This window comes from Paractinoplanes rishiriensis, assembly GCF_016862375.1.
In the GTDB taxonomy this organism is placed as follows: domain Bacteria; phylum Actinomycetota; class Actinomycetes; order Mycobacteriales; family Micromonosporaceae; genus Actinoplanes; species Actinoplanes rishiriensis.
Genome location: NZ_BOMV01000013.1, coordinates 98,392 through 113,554 on the forward strand (window position 1 = coordinate 98,392; position 15,163 = coordinate 113,554).

Annotated in this window: 9 protein-coding genes; 1 reads left to right on the plus strand and 8 read right to left on the minus strand. The window is 74.2% G+C overall.

The window, feature by feature from the left end:
- The first annotated feature begins 7 nt into the window (after window positions 1-7).
- Complete coding sequence (locus tag Ari01nite_RS09555) at window positions 8-685, plus strand: MBL fold metallo-hydrolase (protein WP_203780766.1); 678 nt, start codon at window positions 8-10, stop codon at window positions 683-685.
- A gap of 2 nt (window positions 686-687) precedes the next feature.
- Here Ari01nite_RS09555 and Ari01nite_RS09560 read toward each other — a convergent pair whose 3' ends face one another.
- The 8 genes from Ari01nite_RS09560 to Ari01nite_RS09595 form a co-directional block, all read right to left on the minus strand.
- Window positions 688-1,653 (minus strand): hypothetical protein, encoded by a 966-nt coding sequence (locus Ari01nite_RS09560; protein ID WP_203780767.1) that lies wholly within the window; start codon window positions 1,651-1,653, stop codon window positions 688-690.
- A gap of 703 nt (window positions 1,654-2,356) precedes the next feature.
- Window positions 2,357-4,681 carry a hypothetical protein gene (locus Ari01nite_RS09565; RefSeq protein ID WP_203780768.1) on the minus strand — a complete coding sequence of 775 codons (2,325 nt, stop codon included), beginning with the start codon at window positions 4,679-4,681 and terminating at the stop codon, window positions 2,357-2,359.
- Complete coding sequence (locus Ari01nite_RS09570; RefSeq protein ID WP_203780769.1) at window positions 4,678-5,817, minus strand: caspase family protein; 1,140 nt, start codon at window positions 5,815-5,817, stop codon at window positions 4,678-4,680. The genes Ari01nite_RS09565 and Ari01nite_RS09570 overlap by 4 nt, the downstream gene beginning before the upstream one ends.
- Window positions 5,814-6,992, minus strand: a complete 1,179-nt coding sequence (locus Ari01nite_RS09575) for a lipase family protein (protein WP_203780770.1) — start codon at window positions 6,990-6,992, stop codon at window positions 5,814-5,816. Before Ari01nite_RS09575 ends, Ari01nite_RS09570 begins: the two co-directional genes overlap by 4 nt.
- Before the next feature lie 18 nt (window positions 6,993-7,010).
- The gene (locus tag Ari01nite_RS09580) at window positions 7,011-10,928 is read right to left on the minus strand and encodes a WD40 domain-containing protein (protein ID WP_203780771.1); all 3,918 of its coding nucleotides are present in this window, start codon (window positions 10,926-10,928) and stop codon (window positions 7,011-7,013) included.
- Between the two features lie 186 nt (window positions 10,929-11,114).
- On the minus strand, window positions 11,115-11,756 hold the full coding sequence (locus Ari01nite_RS09585) for a DUF5317 domain-containing protein (protein ID WP_203780772.1): 642 nt from the start codon (window positions 11,754-11,756) through the stop codon (window positions 11,115-11,117).
- Window positions 11,756-13,750, minus strand: a complete 1,995-nt coding sequence (locus Ari01nite_RS09590; RefSeq protein ID WP_203780773.1) for a putative bifunctional diguanylate cyclase/phosphodiesterase — start codon at window positions 13,748-13,750, stop codon at window positions 11,756-11,758. Before Ari01nite_RS09590 ends, Ari01nite_RS09585 begins: the two co-directional genes overlap by 1 nt.
- A 598-nt stretch (window positions 13,751-14,348) precedes the next feature.
- Window positions 14,349-15,143 carry an endonuclease/exonuclease/phosphatase family protein gene (locus Ari01nite_RS09595; RefSeq protein WP_203780774.1) on the minus strand — a complete coding sequence of 265 codons (795 nt, stop codon included), beginning with the start codon at window positions 15,141-15,143 and terminating at the stop codon, window positions 14,349-14,351.
- Between the last annotated feature and the right edge of the window lie 20 nt (window positions 15,144-15,163).

Sequence of the window (15,163 nt, forward strand, 5' to 3'; positions counted from 1 at the left end):
GTCCGGTGTGCGTGAGGTGATCGACGGGGTCTTCGAGCTGACCTTCGGGTTCGTCAATGTGCACCTGGTCGTGACCGACGACGGGGTGGTGCTGGTCGACACCGGCCTGCCCCGCCGCTCGGCGCTGATCGACCGCGGCCTGCGCGAGGTGGGCAAGGCGATCGGCGACGTGAAAACGGTGCTGCTCACCCACCACCACTCCGACCACACCGGCAACGTCGCCGACGTGCGCCGCCGCTCCGGAGCCCGGGTGGTGGCGCACGCGGCCGACGCGCCGGTGATCACCGGCGCGATCCGGCCGGCGCCCAAGGGCTTGCTGGTCAAGGTGGTGAGCCGGCTGATGGGCAGCGCCGAGCCGGTCAAGCTCGACCAGCTGATCACCGCCGACGAGAGCGAACCGGCACCCGGCTTCACCGCCCTGCACACGCCGGGCCACACCCGCGGCCACGTCTCCTACCTGCTCGACCGGGCCGGCGGCCTGCTGTTCGCCGGCGACGCGGCGGCCGGCGTCAAGGGTGCCGTGGGCAGCGCGCCCCGGGCCGCGGCGGCCGACCTGGCCGACCTGGACCGCAGCGTCGGCAAGCTGGCGTCATACGACTTCGACCACGCGGTGTTCGGGCACGGCCGGGCGGTCTCCGGCGGGGCCGTCGACCGCTTCCGGGAGTACGCGGCGACGCTCCCGTAGGCCTACTCCGCATAGTCCGTGCCGTTCCAGCGCTGGACGGCCCGCCGGACGGTGCCCTCGGCGCAGGACGGATTGCAGTCGTTGGCCGTCGTCTCCACCTCGTACCGGCCGTCGCCGTCGGCGTCCAGGACCTCGGCACCGTAGAAGCGGGCCGAGTAGTCGCCGGGTCGCGGCAGGGTGCGCAGGTCCTCGAAACCGCCGGCGGTGGGACGCAGAATGATGACGCCGTTGTGCCGACCGGGGTTGTAGTTGAGGAACAGGTGACCGGTGGAGTCCGTGGCCGGCGCGGCCGGTTCGAGGACGTACCAGTCGCCACCCCAATGGCTCCACCGCACCTTGCGCTGGGCGTCCAGGACGGCGATGGCCGCGTCCCGCTTCTCGTCGCCCCGGGCCAGGGTGGTCACCAGGGTGACCGGTCCCCACGCCGGATGCCGGAACTCGACCCGTCCGCTGATCTTGCACGCCAGTTTGCAGACGCCCGCCTGCCGCAGCAGGGCCGCGTCGATCGGCGGCGCCGCGGGACTACCCGTCGACCGGGGTTCGGGTCTGCCCGGCGCGACCACGACCTGCTGCACCCGGTCGGCCAGCCGCCGGACGCCCGCCGCGTCCTTGCGGGACAACCGGGACTCACCCTGCTGGCTGCGGTGCTCCAGCAGCAGGCGGGCGTCGCCGACCGGGCGGACCGCCTCGGCAGTGGTCCGGTCGGCCGGCGTCCAGCTGCCGCCGGTCAGCTGCCAGAGCGTGGGCGGGGCGGTCATCTCCTCGTCCAGGGCGTCGGTGCACCGGTGCGACGAGATGCTGGCGTTCAGCACGCCGGCGTCGTCCCACCACCAGTCGGTGACCGTCATCCAGGCGTTCTCCTCGTCCGGGGCGCTCTGCACGAACGACGGCGGCTTGGTCGCGCGTCCGGTGGAGCCGTCGTAGACCCAGTACGTGCCGCTGTTGCAGCGCCCGTCGTCGTCCGGCACGTGCACGCCGAACCGGGGGTGCCGTCCGGGCCGGTGCCGCCGACCGCGGACGAGCCCACGATCATCGCGTGCTCGGCGACCTTGCGCGCGGCCGGCCGGCCGACCTGGACCGCGTAGAGCACGTCCGGGCTGCCGTAGTCCGGTGCGTCCTGGCCGGGATCGATGATCTGCCCGCGGACCAGCACCGAGTCGGCACCGCCCGCCATCACCTCCGTCGCCTGCCGGCCGCCGGGCAGGTCGAGCGCCAGCGGCTTCGCCTCGCCGGTGAACACGTCGAGGACGAACGCCTCCCGGGTGCCGGTGTCGACGTAGGCGATCCGGTCACCGCCCACCGGCGCGGCCGAGGCACAGGAGCAGCCGATGTGCTGGACCTTGCGGGTCTCGGTGTTGACCACGGTGAGAACCTGGTCGTCGGCGGTGCCCACGGCGGCCGCCACCACGAACGTGCCGGTACGGGTGTAGAACAATGCCCCGCCCCGGTATGCGCCGGGCTGGCGGAACTCCGTGCCGCCGGCGAGCTTGACGACCAGGTCGGTGGCGGTGGTGTAGGCGTACCCGCGCGGGCCCGCCGGCGGCGCGCTGCCCGGCGCCGTCACCGGATCGTCGCCGCGCCCCCGGACCACCAGGACGGCGACCGCGGCCAGCACCGCGACCAGAAGAACGGCGAGTGAGACCCCGAGCAGGCGGCGGGTGGCGGCGGCGGTCACGACAGGCTCCTCAAGGCGTCGGCGATGGTGGTCCGGATCGGGTCTCCGAACAGGCGGTGACGTCCCATGCGCCGCCACTGGTCCAGCGCCGCCGGGCCGGCGACGAGGACCGACTGCCGCACGAGACCGGCGTACGAGATCTCCAGCAGGGCCGGGTCCGCGGCCCCGGCGATCCGGACCTCCGCGGTCGAACGCGGCAACGGCAGGTGGCCGCGCCCGGCCTGGTCCAGCGGCAGGAGGAGGTGCCGGTCACGCCCGCAGTCCAGGTGCACGAGCGCACCGGACAGCAGGGCCGGGCCGCTGAGTTCGAGGCGACCGCCGGCGGTCCGCACGGCGAACACCCCGGGCCGTTCGTCGGCGACGTCGGCCAGCAGATCCTGCGCGAATTCCGGGAGACGGGGCGGCCGGCTGGGCGGGAACGGGTCGAGCGGGTCCGGATGCAGCAGGTCGCCGTCGATCAGGTAGGCGACGTCCGGCCCGGCCGCGCGGAGCACCCGCAGCCAGGCCAGCCGGGTGCCGTTGTCCAGCGCCGCGGCGGTCGACGCCCGCAGCACCCCGGAATCCCAGACGTCCACCTCGCCGACCGGGACGGCGGCTCGGGCGGTGACCTCCCGGCCGGCCAGCGCAACCCGGGCGCCACGCTGGACCGGCAGCCACAGATTGAGCACGGCCCCCCGTTCGTCGGTGCACCGGACCGGCAGTACCGCAGTCCCGGTCGGCGCCGCCTCGATCTCCAGTTCGTATCCCTGCCGGCCGGCGTCGTGGCGGAGCCGCAGCTCGACGCCGTCGGGCGTGACGATCGTGGGCTCGGCGGAATCACCGGAACGCGTGTGCGCCGCCAGGGCCGGGAGGGGTGGTGGTTCCGGCAACCGGACGGCTGCGTCCGGGCGGGCCGCGGGTTGCCGGTGCCACCGCCACGGCGGGCCGGGCACGTCGATGAAGGTCGCACGCCCGTAGCGGTCGAGCACCGCGCGCCGGGCCTCGTCGCCGGCCTCCAGACCGATGATGTCCCCGGCGAACGCCGACCGGTCGCCGTCCCGCATCAGCGCGACCTCGACCGCGAACCGGGAACCCGCGGCGCGGACCCGCAGCACGCCGGTCACGTCGCCGATCTGCGCGGTCACCTGGGAAACCGGTTCCTCGACCGTGATCCGGTCCGCCATGGTGTCGAGGACCGGCAGCACCTCCCCGGTCTCGATACGCAGCTCCGGCTCCGGCGACCCGGGCGCCGGGAGCCGCAGGGCGTCCGGGGGCGTGCCGAGGACCGGGTGGCAGGCGACCTCGCCGGGCGACCGGGCCGGGAAGGTGACGGTCGGCGCGGCCAGGTCCGCCGTCGCCAGCAGGGTGTGCAGCTCCCGCCAGGCCCACGCGAGCTCGTCGGTGGCGTCGCTCCGCTCGGCGCGGGCCGCGCGCAGCAGGTCGGCCAGCAGGCGCAGCCCCGCCGTCCAGAGCGGCGGTCCGAGGCGCCAGGCGGCGAGGGTGAGCGACCGTACCGCTGCGGGGTCACCACCGGCACGGCTGAGGGCGGCCGCACCCACGATGGTCCAGTCGCAGCCGTCGCCCACCGGCCCGTCCGGCGCCGCGATGGTGCCGGGCGCGGTGAGATGGGCGTACGCGAGGGCCAGCCGGGCCTCGGGTCCCGGAGCGGCACGCAGATGGTCGGCGAGCACCGCGGCGTGCCGGAGCCGGCCCGCGGTCAGGTAGGCCATCAGCGCGTCCGCGCCCGGGTCGGCGCCGGCCACGACGATCACCGGCTGCGCCGCCGCACCGGCCCGGACCGTGCGTACCAGCACGTCGACCCGCGCGCCGGCCGGCAGCGACGCCATCCGCCACGCCGTCCCGGCGCCGCCGATCTGCACCAGCGACGACCCGGCCCGGCCCCGCACGTGCAGCGCGGTCGCCTCCACCGTGGTCAGCACCGGCGTCCGCACCGGGGTCCACTCATCCCCGGCGGCCGGGCGCTGCCACATGCGCAGCCACAGCCCGCCCGGGACCGTCCACGGGGTCCGCCGGGGCGGCACCAGCGTGGTCAGGGCGGCGCGCAGCATTCCGGGCGCCTCGCCCAGCGGACCGATGTCGATCTCCCGGTGGCCCGGGCTGCCGGGGCCCAGCGGAACGGTGCCGCCGAGGGAGTGGCCGGACGGCGTGTGCACCACCACCGTGGCGTGCGGCCCGCTCGGCCGCTCGAGATCGTGCCGCCGGCCGACCACCAGGACGGCCGTCGCGGTGTGCGCCATCTCCGCGTCGAAGATCTCCACGACGACCGGTACGCCCAGCGCGCCGCGCACCGGCGTGGTCAGCGTGACCCCCATCGTCGTCATGACACGACCCGCAGCGGCACCGTGCCGGTCCGCGGCACCACGTCCAGCTGTTCCTCGACCAGGGGGTAGCAACCGTCGGTGAAGGTGGCCTGCACCAGATGACTGCCGGCCACCGACCGCACCGGCCACGGGCTCGGCTCCGGCACCGGGCGCTCGCGGCGAAGGTCCGGTCGCCGGTGCCGTTCGCAGACGAAACTGGCCCGGCAGTGCGCCACGTCCGGAATGCAGCTGACCGTGAACAGCACCGGTGGCGGTTCGGCCAGCCGCCACAGCGGTGCGTCGCCGAGCAGGCCGCTCTGCAGCAGCACCTGGTCGCCGTCGCCGCGGTCATGGTTGACCAACTGGGTCATCGCCTCGTACAGGTGCCCGGTGGTGACCAGCCAGTCGGTGCCGTGCCGGCTGGCGGCGTGGCCGTCGAACGCGCCCAGCAGGGCGCGGGTGTAGTGCGAGACCTCGCCGGGCCGGCTCGCGGCCTCGCCGTACGGCGGGCTGGCCAGAATCGTGACGGTGTTGCCGGCGGCGTCCCCGGTGAGCCGCCCGGCCGGGCTGGCCAGGCCCCGCACCTCACTCTGCTGGTACATCGCGAAGTACGGCGCCGGCGCGGCACACGAGTCGACGAAGAACGCCTGCGTCGCCGGGCCGCCGGACACGCAGGCGTCCCGGGTCGGCTCGAGGCTGAAGGCGCCGCCGAACGGATCGTCCTCGTTCTCGGCGAAGTCGCTGGTCAGCAGGATCCGGCGGGCATGGGCCTGCACGCCGTGCCCGCAGAAGTAGAACAGCGCGACGTTGTCCGGGCGGTTCTGCGCCCGCGCGCGCCAGGCGCGGTACGCCGCCTTGACCGCCGCCAGGGTCGGCACGGCCGTTCCGGTCCCGGTCTCCGGATGCCGCGGGTGCGGCGACACCAGCAGCTCCACGCTGGCCAGTGGCGCGGTCCACCGTTCGTGCGGTCCCTTCACCAGCCACTCGGCGACCGCGACGGCGGACAACGGCGGCGAGGTCAGTTGAGCCAGCTCTCCGAAGAGGCTCGGATCGGGGTGCGGGGCACCGGTGCCGCCGGGCAGGTGCGGATAGCCGCCCACACCGATGATCAGCGCGTGCGTGCCCGGACCCGGCACCGCCTGCTCGTAGTACGTCATCGGGGTTCGCCGAGGCGGTGGGCGAGCCGCCGGAAGAAGCTCGGCCGCAGGAAGTACGCCGAATGCGACCGGATCAGCCCGCGGCCGGTCGAGTAGACGTAGTCCTCGGTCCCGTCGAAGATCCCCTCGGTCGCGAAGCTGAGCACGTCGCACGTGTCGAACACGTTGATCCACCGGCCGACCTGCTTCGGCCGGGGACTGCGGTGCGCCGGCGTGACCGCCCCCGGCGGCGGCTCGGTGACGGCCGGCAGCAGGCCCAGCTCGGCGAACAGCCCCACCTGCGACCCGACCGTCACCAACAGGTCGCAGGACAGGTCGGTACGCAGGTTGGACAGCAGGTCGAACACGATGTTGCCGCCCATGCTGTGCGCGACCACGACCACGTGCGGGTCGTCCGCGGAACACGCCCGGCGGGCCGCCTCCAGATCGGTCGCGACCGCCGCGGCGATCGGGCCGTCCGCGCCGTGCCGCTCCCGCTGGCGCAGGTAGGTCAGCACGTCACCGACGAATGTCGCGCTCTCCTCCTGCACCCGTCGCCGGACCAGGCCGGCGGCCGTCCGCGAGGCGAGCCGGCTGCCGGCGCTCTGCACCCGGTTCAGGCCCTCGCGCAGCAACGGCAGGCCGGTACCGCCGCCGAACCGCTCCGGTCCCGCGGGCTCGCCCGCCGCCCGGGCGGCCAGCAGGTTGAACAGGGCGAGGTCGTCACCCAGCCCGGTGAGGTCGTCCGGCTCGGTGCCGGCCGCCCAGTCGGCGGCCCGCTCCGCCCAGACGGCGAGGCGGTCGAAATCGGCGGCACCGGCCGACTCGACCGAGGCGGCGGCCGACCACAGCAGGTCGACGGCGCTCTCGGGGGATCGCCGGGCGGCGCCGAGCAGGGTGCGCGCGGCCGGCGGCGGGTCCTCCTCGGGCGCGTCCTCGGCGAGCAGCGCCTCGGCCTCCGCGGTCCCGCCGAACCGTTCCGCGACCGTGTCCAGCGAGGCGCCGTCCCACCGGAACCTCGCGGCCTGATCACCCCAGTACGGGTTCAGGATCCGCACCGCCTCCGGGTCGAGACCGGTAGCCGGTGCGAGAAATCGGCGGATCAATGCGGTGCGGGCGGCTACCCGGCGGTCGTACGGCCTTCCGCCGCCCCGCTCGCGGCGGGTGGCGACGCCGTGGACGAAGATGATCGGCACGGTTGCCAGCCTCCTTCCTCAACGTGGTTGATCGTCGGCCGTGGTGGGTCTGCGGCCGTGTTCGGTCCAGCGGCCCGCGGCGTCGCGGCGTAGCTCGTACGTGATCCAGGAATCCGGTCCGGCGATCTCCTGCCAGATCTGGATGCCGAAGTCGGTGGGCCGGGCGGCCGCGACCGCCGGCAGCGTGCGCTCGAGGGCGCCGTCGGTGACCAGATCGAGCGCGGTGCCGTTGACGGCACCGGCTCGCCGGTGCCCGACGGCGATGCTGCGCAGACCCTCCGGGCCGATCGGGTAGGCGTAGACGTCCACGCCGGCCCAGCCGTCCGCGGTCCGCAGCACCGGCCGCCACCCGGCACCGTCCACGGTGCCCTGATAGAGGACCAGCCGGTGTGCGAAGTTGCCGGCGTCCGCCGGCACCGCCGGCCCGGGCACGTCCGTCCACGCGTAATCGTGCTCACCGCCGAGCAGGACGTCGCATCGGCCGCCCTCGGTGAGCAGCGAGTCGCACCCGGAGCTGATCCGGTCCTGGACCGGGCCGGTCGCGGGGACCAGCACGGCGCCCGGTGCGGCGGAGGGACCGCCCGAGGTGGCCGGCGCCGGCCGGGCCGCCGGGCACTGCCGGTGCGGCTCGGCCCGCGCGTCGCCGCTGTACTGCCGGACCTCGTCGGCGGTCAGCTCGCGTCCGCCGAGGCGGCACGCCTGCTCGACGAGATGGCCGGTACCGAACTGCCACAGCTGCCCGGCGGGCGCGCCGTCCGGCGCCTGCGGCGGCCCATCCTGATCCAGTACCGCGGCGACGGTGTCGGGGCCGCCCGGGGCGAGCCGGAGCACCGGCCGTTCCGAACGGGCGGTGACCAGCCGTTCCATGGTCCGCGGGTCGAGCAGGACCAGGTTCTGGTCGGCGGCCGCCACGACACGGCCGCCGATCGCCTCGGCCGCGACGGCGCGGACCGTGCTGCCGATGGTCACGGCGGGCGTGAGGGGCTTCAGGTCGGGGGAGTATGTGCGGACGCTGCCGTCCGCGCCGCCCACCACGAGCCGTCCGTCGGTCACCGCCAGGCCGGTCACTCCGCCCCGGTTGGCGTGCACGGTGACCGGCTGGTCCAGGTTGTCGACCGGACCCGAGGTCAGGGTACCCACGGCGTCGGCGACCTCGGCCGGCCGGCCGCCGATCACGAGCCGGTCCCCGAGCCGGGCGAAGGAGGTCACCTGCGCGGCCGGAACGCTGGTCTGGGTGAGGACGTCCCAGGTCGCCGGGTCCCAGACCTGCACCAGCCCGGACTTGCAGCCGACCGCGAGCCGGGCCGGCGTGCCGGACAGGAAGGCGACCGCCGTGACACCCTCACAGGCCGCGAGCCGGTGGTCCTGGTCCGGCAGCGGGACACTCGCCATCGTGGTGCGGTCGTAGGCGACGATCGGCTGCGGGGTGTCGCCCTCCTGGTCGGCGACGACGATCACCGGCACGTCCGGCGTGCGGGGGACCGCGAGCAGGCCGGAGAGGGCGCTCAGCGGGTTGTCCGGCGCGGTCCGGCCGCCGCCGGCCAGCCGGACCAGTTGCCCGTAGTTGCCGAGGACGTACTGGACGCCGGCCTCGTCGACGCCGACGTCGTCGAGCCGGCCGATGCCGAGGGTGCGCACCAGCGGCCGGCGCTGGTGCTCCCACACCCGGATGCCGCCGCCGAGCACCGGGGTGACGATGCCGCCCGGGTACACGGCCGAGCCGGGCAGGGTTTCGCCGTACGTGTCGGCGGCGTGCAGGAACTGCAGGTACAGCAGAGCGTCGTAGTACAGCAGGTGGGTCCGGTTCGACTGACCTGCGGCCACCGTCGTCCCGTGCACCGCCAGGGTCCGCACCGGTCCGGACAGTCCCGCAGCCGGGAACCGGTCACTCTCCTCCCGGGTGACCGGATTCCAGTCTGCCAGGCCCTCCTCCGATCCGATGAGGAGCAGGTGGCGGGTTTCGCGGGAGTCCCGTCCCGGGCCCGGCACCACCGCGAGCGACCAGACCGCGCCACGGTTCGGCAGGGCGATCCGGGCCGCCGTACGCCGCCGGTAGTCGACGGTGAGGACCAGCCCGGACGCCGTTCCGGCGTAGAGCGCGCCGGCCGGGCCGAAGGCGACCGCAGGAATCGCCGCCGGATCGGTCCGCAGGGCGGTGTGCGGTTGGAACTCGGCGACCAGCGCGCCGGTGGCCGCGTTCGAGACCCAGACCCAGCCCTCCTCGTCCGAGGCCGCAAGGAGCGCGCCGTCCGGGCTGTACGCGACCGACCGGACCGCACCCTGGTGGCGCCCGCCCGCGGTGGTCCGGTCCGGGATGATCCGCCGGTTGGACAGCCGCCAGAGCCGGACGTCCCCGTCGGCGCCGGCCGAGGCGAACGCGGACGGCTCGGCCGGGTTCACCGCGATCGCCGTGACGGCGCCGTCGCTCGCCCGGCCCTGGCGGGACCCGACGGTGCGCCGGCTCACGTCGGCCGCGAACAGCAGGCCGTCCTCGGTGCCGGCCAGGATCGTCTCGGCGCCACCGGCCTGGGCGGGCGCGACCGCGGTCGCGGTGACCCGCTGATTGTTGCCGGTGACCACGCCGGCGTAGTGTCCGTTGTCGGCCAGCTGCTGGATGAGCTCCTCGGCTGCGGCCGCCCGCCCGGCCCGGTCCGGTGCCTGTCCGAGGGCCTGCGCCGCGAGCAGGGCAGCCAGTGCCGGATCACGATCCCGCAGGTCCCGGGCCGCGCCGGTCAGCCGGGCCGCGATCTTCTCCTGCCGGGCGGTTTCCGCGCGCTCGCCGAGCACCGTGTACACCGTGCCGGAGGCGAGCACGGCGAGCACCGCCGCCGTGCCCGCCCCGATCGCGATCCGCCGGTAGGCGCGCGGCCACTGGGTGGCCCGCCGGTGCGCCGCGCCAACCGAGTCGACCCAGTGCGGTTCCGATCGGCGCGGCACCTTGGCAGCCTCGGCCTGGTTGGCCCGGGGCAGGATCGGATCGAGGTGCTGGCGCACCGCGGCGGTCAGCTTGGCGCCGATCCCGCCGACCTCGGTGATCGCGCCACCGTCGGTGATCGCGCCGGTCAGTGCGACCCGCCCGCGCAGCGTGCGGGCGGCGGCGACCCGCCCGCGCAGCCCGCCGGGGCGCTCTCGCTGCCGGCGCAGCTCGGTGAGCAGGACGCCGAACGCCGCGCCGGCCGACTCGCCGGACACCGCGGCGACCGGGCTGCCGTCGTCCGGTTCAGTCGCGGTCATCCGCCACAGCACGCACGGCTGCCCGGGGCCGTCGCCGAAGGTGGCCGCCCAGGCGTGGTCGAGCGAGGCCGGGAAGCCGCCGCTGCCGTGGAAGAAGCTCATGTAGCGCGGGTCCGGGAAGAGCCCGCCGGGGCCGTCGGCGAGCCGGACCAGTTCCAGGCGGCCGACCGCGCCCTCGATCTCGGCACCGACCGGGTTGGCGTCGAACAGCACATGGGTGACCAGCGGCTTTCCCTGGTCTTCACCCGCGCCGTGCAGCATCGCCATGGTCAGCGCCGCCATCGTCCGCGGCCCGCTGTCGGGTCGCTGGATCAGCAGGGCCATCGCGGCGAACAGACCGGGGTGGTCGGGCGCGATGGCGGACGGCCGGTCGTTGCGCGGTAACCGCCTCGGCAGGCTGCCGCCCCGCCAGCGCCGGCACAGCGCGCCCAAATCCTCGGCCAGCAGCTCCGGGGCGGCGCCGCCGGCCGCCCGGGCCGCGGCCAGCAGGACGGTCGCGTCGTCCCTGATCCGTTCGCCGGTGGTGCGGGCCGCCAGCGCCGCGACGATCTCGGCCGGCTCGCCGGAGACCAGCCACCCGGGATCGGTACGGACTGCCTCCTCGAGCGCCCGCCACCACAGCCGGCCGCTGCCGAGCAGGCCGGCCACGGCATCCCGGCCCCGCGCCGCGGCGCGGAGCTCGTCCCGGGCATGGGTCGTCACCGGCGGCGTCCCAGCCGTCGCAGCGAACTGCGCCTAAGCGGACAAACCGGCCGGCCAGCGCTCGACGGCGAGATTCCGGACATCGCCGCCGATCATTGCGCCGCGCATCGGCGGCCACAAGGCGGTGGACGACGGTTCATCCGCCCGGCGGGTACCTTCGCATGATCAGCGCCGGACGCGCGCAGATCATGCGATACCGGTCGTCCCGACGGCTCGGAAAGCTGGCCGGTTCGCGGTGCGGCCGCGGGCCCCGTGCCGGCGCTCGTACCCGGCCGGCGGGCGGTCCGCGTGCCGGGGCAGCGGGCGCACCGCCGACTTGCAGGTGCGCCACAGGAACAGCACGATGCCCACCCAGATCACCACGTCGCCGACGCTGAACACGTTGTTGCCGGGCAGCCAGGCCGGGGTGGCGAAGACGTCGCCGAGCCAGGGCAGCTTCGGGTCGGCCAGCACCCCGGAGTTGGTGAAGTCGCCGGTCTCGGTGGCCCGGCCGACGGCGCGCAGCGCGGACTCCGAGGCCGGCAGCGTGCCGCCGTTCAGCGAGATGGTGAGCCCGTTGAGCCCGCCGCCGAAGCCGATCAGCAGGACGCCGGGCAGGTGCCGGTTGGCGATCACCCAGGCGCCGGCCATGACGTACGAGGCGATGTGCGCGACCGCCAGCGCGGTGGCGTCCGCGTCCGGCACCACGGAGATGACCAGGATCTGGTCGGCGAGCGCGGCCCACAGCAGCCAGACGTGCCGGATCCGGAGCGTGGCCAGCCGGGACAGCGGCGCGCGGAGCACCGCCAGCACCAGCAGCGTGCCGACACAGAGGTAGACGGTCAGCACTACGCGACCGCCGGTTCGGCGGTGAGGGCGAGCTGGGCGGCGTACCACTGCTCCAGCTGGTCGGCGGGCATCGGGCGGGCCAGCAGGTAACCCTGCAGCATGGTGCAGCCCATGCCGGTCAGCACCGAGCGGCACTCGGTCGTCTCGACGCCCTCGGCCACCACGTTCAGGCCCAGGTTGTGCGCCAGGTCGATGATGGACTTGACCAGGGCGGCGCTGCGCACCGAGTCGACCGTGCCGGCCACGAACGACTGGTCGATCTTGATCTCGGTGACCGGCAGGTCGCGCAGGTGGGTGAACGACGAATAGCCGGTGCCGAAGTCGTCCATCGACAGACCGACGCCCATCTCGCGCAGCCGGCCCAGCACCGTTCGGGTCTGCGCCGGGTTGGCCATCAGTGAGCTCTCGGTGACCTCGACCACCAGCGCCTGGCTGGGCAGTCCGTGCAGGGCCAGGGCCGCCTCGATCTGGCGCGGCAGGTCCTCGCTGGCGACCTGGCGGGCGGTCAGGTTGATCGCGACGCTGATCGCCAGGCCGCGGTCCCGCCAGCCGCGCACGGCGGCCAGCGCGCTGTCGATGACGTGCGCGGTCAGCGGCACGACCAGCGGGGTGTTCTCCACGGCGGGCAGGAACCGGCCGGGCGGCAGCAGGCCGCGGGTCGGGTGCTGCCAGCGGACCAGGGCCTCGACCCCGATTAGCGCGCCGGTCAGCGCGTCGACCTTGGGCTGGTAGAACACCACCAGCTCGCCCTTGCCGAGGCCGCGCTGCAGCTCGCCGACCAGCACCGAGCTGGCCGTCGAGTGCTCCTCGGACTCGGGGTCGTAGAACGCGTGCCGGCCGCGCTCCTGCTTGGCCGCGTACAGCGCCAGGTCGGCGAGGTGCAGCAACTTCTCGGCGTCGACGGCGTGCTGCGGGGACAACGCCGCACCCACGCTGGCGGTCACGGTCAGCGACATGTCGGCGATCCGGATCGGCTCGACGAACGCGGCCGCGGCCTCGCCGGCCAGCCGGTCGGTGGTGGCCGCGGTGGTGCGGTTCAGCACGATCGCGAACTCGTCGCCGCCGAGCCGGGCCACCGTGCCGCGGGAGCCGGTGATCTCGGTGAGCCGCTGCGCGACCACCTTGAGCAGCTCGTCGCCGACCGAGTGGCCGAGCGTGTCGTTGATCTCCTTGAACCGGTCCAGGTCGATCATCAGTGCCGCGGTCTGCCGCTCCGGCGTCGCGTCGGCCATGCTCTCCCGCAGGCGCATCAGCAGCAGCGTGCGGTTCGGCAGCCCGGTGAGGGAGTCGTGCAGCGCGGCGATCTCGTGCCGGGTCGCGATCATGACGGCGGTCCGGATGGCCACGATGACCAGGACACACAACGGCGCGGTCCAGATCGAGAAGGCGAGGCTGGCCGCGATCATCGGCGAGACGCCGAGCACGATCGGGGTGACCGGGAACTCCTCGCGCATGCTGGAGAGGATCGAGCGCGGCACGCCAGAGCCGGAGCTCAGCGCGAACGCCGTACCGGTCAGGATGTTGTTGACCAGGAAGTAGGCGACCGCGCCGCCGGCCAGGCCGATCAGCTGCTGTCCGGCCGGTACCCCGGTGATCGGGTCGCTGACGCCGACCCGCTCGATGGCGCAGATCGCCAGCCGGGCGGCGCCGAGCATGAGGATGTTCTGGGCCACGTTGAAGGCGGCGACCCGCAGCGGCTTGCGCTCGCGGACCTCGACGACCAGCAGCGCGGCGATCGCCGGCAGCAGGGCGTAGACGAGCGGCCCGGTGTTCAGCAGCACCAGGGCGAACGCCCCGGACATCGTGTACTCCTGCGGGTTGCCCCGGCTCCACAGCCGCATCGGGAACAGCTCGCCGAGCACCAGCAGCACGGCCGCGACGGCCAGCACCGCTTGCAACTCGCCGTGCACCACCCAGCTGGCGGTGGCGAGCATCCAGCCGGCCGCGGCCGCCCCGGCTAGGTAGACCGCGCCAAGGTAGATTCGCAGCGGCATCTTTGACACCTTGGTCACAGCCACTCCCGAGGAATGCAGCGTCCCGGTGACAGAGCCACCGGGACGCTAGACGCGGATCAGAGGAACCATTTCCTTCCGGCCGCAAGGACCGCCACCAACACGGTCAATGCGCTAGCGCTGCCCAGCACCCGGGTTACCACGACTGCTTTGGCAGCCCTGCCGGACTTCACCAGATCCCGCATTCCGCTCACCTCCTGTCCGTTCCCTGTTGACAGTGGCGATCGGCGGTCCCGGCCCGAACATGAGCAAAATCCGCGGCGGTCATGCCGAGTTTTAGTCGCCCGGCCCGATGCACGGTGGCGTAATGGGAGGTCAGCGCGACGGGCCCCGGCCCTGCCGACCCGCAATGCGGCGACCCAACCCGGATATATAAGACAAGTAATGATAACCGGAGGCGCCACCGTCCGGGCCGCAGCGCAGGCCTGGGCGGACGTTTGCGGCAGAACGCCCGGGGGAGCACCGCAGCATCCCGGCATGCGAACGTGCCGCCCCGGCTCTGCGGCCCGGGGGCCGGACGGCGGCCGGGTCGGGGCCGGATCGCCGCCGCGCAGACTTCGACCCGAAGCGGCCTCGGCTGTTACTGGAAGATGCCCAGGTACATGCAGTGATCGGAGTACGCCGTGCAGGACGTGGCGGCGCCTCTCGGGCGGAAATGTGACGTGCCGGCGAAGAGGTAGTCGATTTTGCTGCCGCCGCGGGTGAAGGTGGGCAGCGGCTCCAGGCGGTCGTTGTTGGCCTCGTGGAAGCCGGCGTAGAAGCCGTCCAGGTGGCGGTTGCGCGGGGTCACGTTGAGGTCGCCGCCGAAGATCACCGGGCGGGTTCTGGAGATCGGGGTCAGCCAGCCGCGCAGGGCGCCCAGCTGGACGTCCAGGTTCGGGCCCCGCGGGGCGGTGTGCGTGGTGGCCAGGAAAACCGTGCGGCCGGGGAGCCTGGCGGTCACCGCGAGCACCACCCGGCCCTCCTCGGGGGAGCCGTGCGGGGCCGGCAGGCGGTGCACCACCTGGCCGGACAGCGGGCCTCGGGCCAGGATCGCCACGCCGAAGCCGCGGCCGTGCCGGTCCAGGTCGTTGGCGCAGCGGCCGCCGTTGGTGGCAGCGCCGAAGACGGCCCGGTAGCCGTACTTGGCCAGCCGGTTGCGCAGCACCAGGAACTGGGTGAAGCACAGTTCCTGCACCATCGCCACGGCGGCGTTGCGGCCGCGTACCTGATAGACGATGTTGCGGGTCGTCACGTCGACCTCGCCCAGGCGGCAGACGTTGCCGCAGGCGTTGAACGTGAGCACCCGCAGCTGCGGCGGCGCGGCCCGGGCCGGCACGGCGGGCAACAGGGCCAGCACCGCCGCCAGCATCGTCAGGAGCACCCGGTTACGCATGACCGCACGTTTCGGCCGGG

Excerpts from the sequence above, each read along its gene's own strand:
- Ari01nite_RS09565 (WP_203780768.1), bottom strand. The coding sequence starts at position 4,681 with ATGACGACGATGGGGGTCACGCTGACCACGCCGGTGCGCGGCGCGCTG.
- Ari01nite_RS09570 (WP_203780769.1), bottom strand. The coding sequence starts at position 5,817 with ATGACGTACTACGAGCAGGCGGTGCCGGGTCCGGGCACGCACGCGCTG.
- Ari01nite_RS09590 (WP_203780773.1), bottom strand. The coding sequence starts at position 13,750 with ATGCCGCTGCGAATCTACCTTGGCGCGGTCTACCTAGCCGGGGCGGCC.
- Ari01nite_RS09595 (WP_203780774.1), bottom strand. The coding sequence starts at position 15,143 with ATGCGTAACCGGGTGCTCCTGACGATGCTGGCGGCGGTGCTGGCCCTG.